This window comes from Streptomyces solincola (assembly GCF_002982015.1).
Taxonomy (GTDB): domain Bacteria; phylum Actinomycetota; class Actinomycetes; order Streptomycetales; family Streptomycetaceae; genus Streptomyces; species Streptomyces solincola.
In genome coordinates, this window is sequence record NZ_PVLV01000474.1 from 1 (window position 1) to 8,247 (window position 8,247).

An 8,247-nucleotide genomic window follows, 5' to 3' on the forward strand; every position below is an offset into this window, starting at 1 on the left:
CGGCACATCCCCGCCGCAGGTCGCAGCCGGCTGCGACCTGCGGCGGGGATGTGCCGCGGAAGGATGAAATCCGGACCGGTCCGCGTTGGTGCCTTCCGGAAGATCAGGCCCGCAAGCGGGTCTGCGCAGCACCGGACCACCGGCTCAGCGGCCTTCGCGGCCCAGCGGATCGGCGGGGCCGGACGACGACGGGAGGCCGCCGTGGCGGCGGGGCAGGCAGAGCAGAGCTGGGCACGGAGACTGTCCGGGTACGCCTGGAACTACCGGCGCAACGTGCTGCTCGCGCTCGGTTCGTCGCTCGCCGGCATGGCGGTCATGGCCCTCGTCCCGCTGATCACCAAGGTGGTCATCGACGACGTCATCGGCGAGGGCAGCGGCTCGCTCGCCCTGTGGACCGGGCTGCTGGTCGCCGCCGCGGTCGCGGTGTACGCGCTCACCTACGTCCGCCGCTACTACGGCGGACGGCTCGCCCTGGACGTCCAGCACGACCTCCGGACGGGCATGTACGCGTCCATCGTGCGGCTCGACGGGCGGCGGCAGGACGAGCTGTCCACCGGCCAGGTCGTCGGCCGGGCCACCAGCGACCTCCAGCTCATCCAGGGACTGCTCTTCATGCTGCCGATGACCATCGGCAACGTCCTGCTGTTCCTGATCTCCCTGGTGATCATGGCCTGGCTGTCGATCCCGCTGACCCTGGTCGCCCTCGCCGTCGCGCCCGCCATCTGGGTCATCGCCAAGCGCAGCCGGGTCCGGCTGCACCCCGCCACCTGGTACGCGCAGGCCCAGGCCGCGCACGTGGCCGGGGTCGTCGACGGCGCGGTCACCGGCGTCCGCGTCGTCAAGGGCTTCGGCCAGGAGGAGCAGGAGACCGGCAAGATCCGCGACGCCAGCCGGAAGCTGTTCGCCGGCCGGCTGCGCACCATCAAGCTGAACGCCCGCTACACCCCCGCCCTCCAGGCCGTGCCCGCCCTCGGCCAGGTCGCCATGCTGGCGCTCGGCGGCTGGCTCGCCACCCGCGGCCAGATCACCCTGGGCACCTTCGTCGCCTTCTCCACCTACCTCGCCCAGCTCGTCGGCCCGGTGCGGATGCTCGCCGTGGTGCTCACCGTCGGCCAGCAGGCCCGGGCCGGCGCCGAGCGCGTCCTGGAGCTGATCGACACCGAGCCGTCGATGACCGACGGCGCCGACGAGCTGCCCGCCGACGCCCCGGCCGGCGTGGAGTTCCGGGACGTCTCCTTCGCCTACGGCGGGGGCGAGCACGGCGACGGCAAGCCCGCCCGCCCCGTCCTCGACGGCTTCTCGCTGACCATCCGGCCCGGCGAGACCGTCGCCGTGGTCGGCGCGTCCGGCAGCGGCAAGTCCACCGTCTCGCTGCTGCTGTCCCGCTTCTACGACGCCACCGGCGGGGCCGTGCTGGTCGGCGGGCGCGACGTGCGCGAGCTGACCCTCGCCTCGCTGCGCGACGCCATCGGCATGGTCCCCGAGGACAGCTTCCTGTTCTCCGACACCGTCCGCGCCAACATCGCCTACGGCCGCCCCGACGCCACCGACGAGGAGATCGAGCGGGCCGCCCGGGCCGCCCAGGCCCACCGGTTCATCGCCGAGCTGCCCGACGGCTACGCCACCAAGGTCGGCGAGCACGGGCTCACCCTCTCCGGCGGCCAGCGCCAGCGCGTCGCCCTCGCCCGCGCCCTGCTCACCGACCCGCGCCTGCTCGTCCTGGACGACGCCACCTCCGCCGTCGACGCCCGCGTCGAACAGGAGATCTTCGACGCCCTCCGGTCGGTCATGGCCGACCGCACCACCCTGCTGATCGCCCACCGCCGCTCCACCCTCACCCTCGCCGACCGCATCGCCGTCCTGGACCGGGGCCGCCTCGCCGACATCGGCACCCACGACGAGCTCCAGGCCCGCTCCGCCCTCTACCGGCGGCTGCTGACCGACCCCGACGAACTGGGCGGCGTCTCCCCGGGCCACACCCCGCTCCCCGCCGCCGAGCCCGGGGACCCCGCCGCCGACGACGGGCTGCGCGAGGAGCTGGACGCCGAGTTCGACGCCGAGCGCGGCATCACCCCCGCCCTGTGGGACCGGGACGCCGACCGGGCGGACCGGGGCCCCGACGCGGACGCCGAGAGCGGTGCCACCCCCGAACTGCTCGCCCAGGTCGCGGCCCTGCCGCCGGCCACCGACACCCCGCGGGTGGACGAGGCGCGCGCCGTCACCCCCGAGGACTCCTACGGCCTGCGCCGGCTGCTGCGCGGCTTCGGCGGCGTCCTGCTGGTCAGCCTCGGCCTGGTCGCGGTCGACGCCGGGATGGGCCTCGCCCTGCCGGTCCTCATCCGGCACGGCATCGACGACGGCGTCCAGCGGGCCGCACTCGGCGCGGTGTGGGCCGCCTCCGCCCTCGCGCTGCTCGCCGTCCTGCTCCAGTGGGCCGCCCAGACCGGCGAGATCCGGATGACCGGGCGCACCGGCGAGCGGGTGCTGTACGCGCTCCGGCTGAAGATCTTCGCCCAGCTCCAGCGGCTCGGCCTCGACTACTACGAGCGCGAGCTGACCGGGCGGATCATGACGCGGATGACCACCGACGTGGACGCGCTGTCCACGTTCCTGCAAACCGGGCTGGTCACCGCCTTCGTCTCCGTGGTGACCTTCTTCGGGATCATGGTCGCGCTGGTGGTCATCGACGTGCAGCTCGCCCTGGTGGTCTTCGCGACCCTGCCGGTGCTGATCGTCGGCACCGTGTTCTTCCGCCGCTCCAGCGTCAAGGCGTACGAGCTGGCCCGTGAGCGGATCAGCGTGGTCAACGCCGACCTCCAGGAGTCGGTGGCCGGCCTGCGGATCGTCCAGGTCTTCGGCCGTGAGCGCTCCGGCGCCACCCGCTTCACCGAGCGCAGCGCCTCCTACCGCTCGGCCCGGGTGCGCGGCCAGTGGCTGATCTCGGTCTACTTCCCCTTCGTGCAGCTCCTGTCCTCGCTCGCCGCCGCCGCGGTGCTGGTCGTGGGCGCGGGCCGGATCGAGGCGGGCACCCTCACGGCGGGCGCGCTGGTCGCCTACCTGCTCTACATCGACCTGTTCTTCGCCCCCGTCCAGCAGCTCTCCCAGGTCTTCGACGGCTACCAGCAGGCCGCGGTCTCGCTCGGCCGGATGCAGGAGCTGCTGCGCGAGCCGGCCTCCACCGCCCCCGCGGCGCACCCGCGACCGGTCGGCGCCCTGCGCGGCGACATCGCCTTCGACAACGTCTCCTTCGCGTACGGGGCGCAGGGCGCCGACACCCTCGCCGACCCCGCCACCGAGACCAACAGCCCCGCCACCGAGACGAAGAGCCCCGCAACCGAGACGAAACGCCCCGCCACCCCGGCCAGCAGCCCCGCCAACGCGGCCGGCAATCCCGGCGAGGACGCGTTGACCGGGATCGACCTGCGCATCCCCGCCGGGCAGACCGTCGCCTTCGTCGGCGAGACCGGCGCCGGCAAGTCCACCCTGGTCAAGCTGGTCGCCCGGTTCTACGACCCGACTAGCGGCCGGGTCACCGCCGACGGCGCCGACGTCCGGGAGCTGGACCTCACCGCGTACCGCCACCGCCTCGGCGTCGTCCCGCAGGAGGCGTACCTCTTCCCCGGCACCGTCCGGGACGCCATCGCCTACGGCCGCCCCGCGGCGAGCGACGCTGAGGTGGAGGCGGCGGCCCGCGCGGTCGGCGCGCACGACATGATCGCCACCCTCGACGGCGGCTACCTGCACCAGGTCGCCGAGCGCGGACGCAACCTCTCGGCCGGGCAGCGCCAGCTCATCGCCCTGGCCCGGGCCGAGCTGGTCGACCCCGACGTGCTGCTCCTGGACGAGGCCACGGCCGCTCTGGACCTCGCCACCGAGGCCCAGGTCACCCAGGCCACCGAGCGGCTGGCGGGCCGCCGCACCACCCTGGTCGTCGCCCACCGGCTCACCACCGCGGCCCGCGCCGACCGGGTCGTGGTGATGGACCGGGGCCGGGTCGCCGAGGACGGCACCCACGAGGAGCTGCTGGCCCTGGACGGGCGGTACGCCGAACTCTGGCGGACCTTCATAGGCAGGGGTGAGGACGAGCCGGTCACCGTCTGACCGGCTGCCCGGCCCCGCGGGACGCGGGCGGGCAACCGTACGCCCGTCTGCCGCGTCGTACACGGGTACGGGTACGGACGGCGGGCCCAGGGCCCGGCACAGCAGCGGAAGGACGGTGCGGAGTTGGACGCGTTCGGCTGGACGGCGGTACATCAGGGCGGCGGCCACCCGGCCGGGCCGCCCGCCCGCGTACCGTCCCCCTCCCACCGGGCCAGGCCGGCCCGGGCGGCGGCGCTGCTGACGGCGCTGCTCACCCTCCTCGGCCTGGTCGCCCTCGCCGGCCCCGCGGCCTCCTCCGCGCACGCGGCGGGCTCCTCCTGCACCGGGCGGCTGGTCAAGCGGGTGGCCTTCACCGGCGGCGAGCTGCGCGTCTACCGCAGCCGCAGCTACGCCTGCGCGACGACCGTGGCCGCCCGGCCGGGGACCCGGCGCGACATGGCCGTCTCCCTCCAGGCCCGGGGCGGCCGGGCGGCGGTGGACCGGGGCCGGTTCACCCGGCAGGCCGGGCCGGTCACCGTGCACGCCCTCAACCGCTGCGTCCGCGCCACCGGTTCGATCGCCGGCCGGACCGGTTCGACCGACTGGTTCGGCTGCTGAACACCCGCCGAGAGCGCGCCCGCAGGGACTGCCGTACCGTCACATAAGGTGCGGGCGGCCCGACTTTCACACGAGCCCCACGCCGTCGGGCCCCGACGGGTCTGGCGGGGCGACCGGCGGCCCCGCTAGGTTCGCGACGACCATCGCGAACCCACGTGGAGGGTGCATGCGCAACGCGCTCAGATGGCTGCTGTCACTCGTGGTGCTCATAGGCGCCGCGAGCACGGCCGGGACGGCGACCGCCGCCGAGGCCCCGGACAGCGCCACCGCCACCGCCCGATCCGGCATCGGGGCGGCAGCCGGACCGCAGGCGGACATCAAGGACCGCATCCTGGCCATCCCCGGCATGAGCCTGATCGAGGAGCAGCCCTACCCGGGCTACCGCTTCTTCGTCCTGAACTACACCCAGCCGGTCGACCACCGCAATCCGCGCAAGGGGACCTTCCAGCAGCGGCTGACCCTGCTGCACAAGGACACCAGCCGGCCCACCGTCTTCTACACCAGCGGCTACTCGGTCCGGACGACCCCCTCGCGCTCGGAGCCGACCCGCATCGCGGACGCCAACCAGGTCTCCATGGAGTACCGGTTCTTCACCCCGTCGCGCCCGCAGCCCGCCGACTGGTCCAAGCTGGACATCTGGCAGGGCGCCAGCGACCAGCACCGGATCTTCACCGCGCTGAAGAAGGTCTACGACCGCAAGTGGATCGCCACCGGCGGCTCCAAGGGCGGCATGACCGCGACCTACTTCGAGCGGTTCTACCCCCGTGACATGGACGGCGTGGTCGCCTACGTCGCGCCCAACGACGTCGTGGAGCACGAGGACTCCCGCTACGACCGGTTCTTCGCCACCGTCTCCACCCAGGAGTGCCGCGACAAGCTGAACGCCCTCCAGCGCGAGGCCCTGGTCCGCCGCACGCCGCTCCAGGCGAAGTACCGGGAGTGGGCGGCGGCCGAGGCCGCCACCTTCACCACCGTCGGCACGCTGGACAAGGCGTACGAGGCGGTCGTGCTGGACTTCGTCTGGGCGTTCTGGCAGTACTCCGGCGAGGCCCAGTGCGCCGACCTGCCGGCCGCCGCCGGCGCCTCCGACCAGGAGGTGTACGACGTGATCGACCAGTACTCCGGCTGGTCCGCGTACACCGACCAGAGCCTGGCGAACTACACGCCGTACTACTACCAGGCCGCCACCGAGATGGGCTCGCCCAGCCTGCGGATGCCGCACCTCAAGGGCCTGACCCGGTACGGCTACCAGCCCGCCCGCAACTTCGTGCCCAAGGACATCCCGATCCGCTTCAAGCCGCTGGCCATGGCGGACGTGGACTTCTGGGTGCGCACGCAGGGCCGCTCGATGCTCTTCGTCTACGGCGGCGCCGACCCCTGGGGCGCCGAGCGGTTCCGGGTGGACCTGGGCGCCAAGGACTCCTACGTCTACACCGCGCCCGGCGCCAACCACGGCGCCAACGTGGCCGGTCTGGTCGAGGCCGAACGGGCCAAGGCCACCGAGCGCATCCTGACCTGGGCCGGCGTCTCCGCGCCGCAGGCCGAGCAGGCCGCGCCGCTGCGGACCTACGACGCGAAGCTGGACCGCAGCCAGCAGCTCGACCGGGCCCGCTCCCTGCGCCCGTAGCCCGCACCCGCGCGTCCGCGCCGGAGGCCGCGGCCACCCCCTGTACGGGTGGTCGCGGCCTCCGGCGCGTTCCGGCTCGGCCGGTGTCAGTACGTCAGGCCGTGCCCCACCGGATAGAGCACCCGGGCGGGGTCGTCGGCCCGCTGCACCGGCACGGGCAGCCTGCCGCGCGGCCGGGCCCGGCCCGCGATGACCCGTGCGGCGGCCCGCAGTTCGACGTCCGTCCAGCAGTAGGCGGCCAGCACCGCGCGCTGACCGGTGAGCCGGGCCGCGTCGTACGGGTTGCGGATCGCCACCGCCACCACCGGCGCCCCGGTCGCGGCCAGCCTGGAGACCAGCGTGCGCTGGGAACTGCTCGCCGAGACGTTGTACGTGGCGACGACGACCGCGTCCTTCCCGGCGGCCGCCGCCACCGCCTCGTCGATCTTCGCGGCGGTGGGGTTGGTCCCGGTCGGCAGCGCGGTCACCGTGAAGCCCAGCTCGGTCAGCGCGGCGGCCAGCACCGGCACCGGCGGCCCGGTCGTCCCGGACGGCGAGCCCGCGTCCGCCCCCACCACCAGGAGCCTGGGCTGGCGGCGGCGGTCGAGCGGCAGCAGCCCGCCGGCGTTCTCCAGCAGGGTGGTGGTCCGCTCGGCGATCCGGTCCGCGGCGGCCAGATGGGCGGCGGCGCCGACGGTCCGGTCCACCTCCCGGTGCGAGGCGTAGGGGTCGCGCAGCAGGCCCAGCCTGTCCTTCAACAGCAGGACGCGCAGCACCGACTGCTCGATCCGCTGCTCGGTCAGCTCCCCGCCCCGGACGGCGGCGAGCACCGCGTTCCACGCCACCGCGATCGACGGCGGGTTGAGGAGCTGGTCGCAGCCCGCCTTGAGGGCGAGCACCGGCACCCGGTCGTCGCCGTACTTGGTGCGGACGCCCTCCATGGCGAGCGAGTCGGTGACCACCACCCCGTCGTAGCCCAGTTCCTCGCGCAGCACGCCGGTGAGGATGGGCCGGGACAGCGTCGCCGGGTCCTCGCTCGGATCCAGCGACGGTACGACGATATGCGCGGTCATGATCGAGTCGATGCCGGCCCGGACGGCCTCCTCGAACGGCGGCCGGTCCAGCCTCTCCCACTCCTCCCTCGTGTGGGTGATGACCGGCAGCCCGTAGTGGCTGTCCGTCTCGGTGTCCCCGTGTCCGGGGAAGTGCTTGCAGGTGGCGGCCACGTCCCCGGCCTGGTAGCCGGAGACCTGCGCCGCCACCATCTGAGCGACGGCGGCCGGCCCGGCCCCGAAGGACCGCACCCCGATGACCGGGTTGGCCGGGTTGACGTTGACGTCGGCGACCGGGGCGTAGTTCTGGCGCACGCCCATCGCGGCCAGCTCCTGCCCGGCGATCTTCGCCGCGCGGCGCGCGTCCGACCGCGAACCGCCCGCGCCCAGTGCCATCGCGCCGGGCATCAGGGTGGCCGGTTTCCCTATCCGGGCGACGGCCCCGTGCTCCTGGTCGATGGAGATCAGCAGCGGCAGCGGGGTGGGCTGGGCGAGCCCGGCGCGCTGGATGCCGTTGGACAGGTCGGCGATCTGGTGCGGGTCGCGGGTGTTGTGCGCCCAGGAGAAGTAGATGACCCCGCCGACGTGGTACCGCGCCACCAGCTCGGCGGCGGTCCGGACGCCCAGCTCCTTCATGTTCAGGTCGGCGTCGGCCTGGTCGGGGTCGGTGGCCGAGTGCCCGTACACCCGGGAGACGAAGAGCTGGCCGACCTTCTCCTCCAGGCTCATCCGGGAGATCAGCCGCTGAAGCCTGCGGCGGGTGGCGGAGCCGGCCGCGGACGCGGACGCGGGCCGGGAGGACGCGGCGGCGGGGGCGGCGGAGGCGGCCACTCCGGTGACGGCCGCGGCGGCCGCCGCGGTCGCCGCCAGCACCGCCCGTCGGGAGGGGGA

Annotated in this window: 4 protein-coding genes; 3 read left to right on the plus strand and 1 reads right to left on the minus strand. The window is 74.3% G+C overall.

Going from position 1 to position 8,247, the window contains the following annotated elements; translation table 11 throughout:
* Positions 1-201: 201 nt before the first annotated feature.
* The 3 genes from C6N75_RS24885 (at position 202) to C6N75_RS24895 (ending at position 6,325) form a co-directional block, all read left to right on the plus strand.
* Positions 202-4,101 carry an ABC transporter ATP-binding protein gene (locus C6N75_RS24885; RefSeq protein WP_105871134.1) on the plus strand — a complete coding sequence of 1,300 codons (3,900 nt, stop codon included), beginning with the start codon at positions 202-204 and terminating at the stop codon, positions 4,099-4,101.
* A gap of 123 nt (positions 4,102-4,224) precedes the next feature.
* Complete coding sequence (locus C6N75_RS24890; RefSeq protein WP_322888076.1) at positions 4,225-4,698, plus strand: hypothetical protein; 474 nt, start codon at positions 4,225-4,227, stop codon at positions 4,696-4,698.
* Positions 4,699-4,864: 166 nt separating this feature from the next.
* Positions 4,865-6,325: a S28 family serine protease gene (locus tag C6N75_RS24895; protein WP_105871135.1), complete on the plus strand. Its 1,461-nt coding sequence runs from the start codon at positions 4,865-4,867 to the stop codon at positions 6,323-6,325.
* An 86-nt stretch (positions 6,326-6,411) separates the two neighbouring features.
* Here the strand turns inward: C6N75_RS24895 and C6N75_RS24900 are convergent.
* Positions 6,412-8,247 (minus strand): glycoside hydrolase family 3 protein (locus C6N75_RS24900; RefSeq protein ID WP_105871137.1); only part of this gene is annotated, 1,836 nt, incomplete at its 5' end.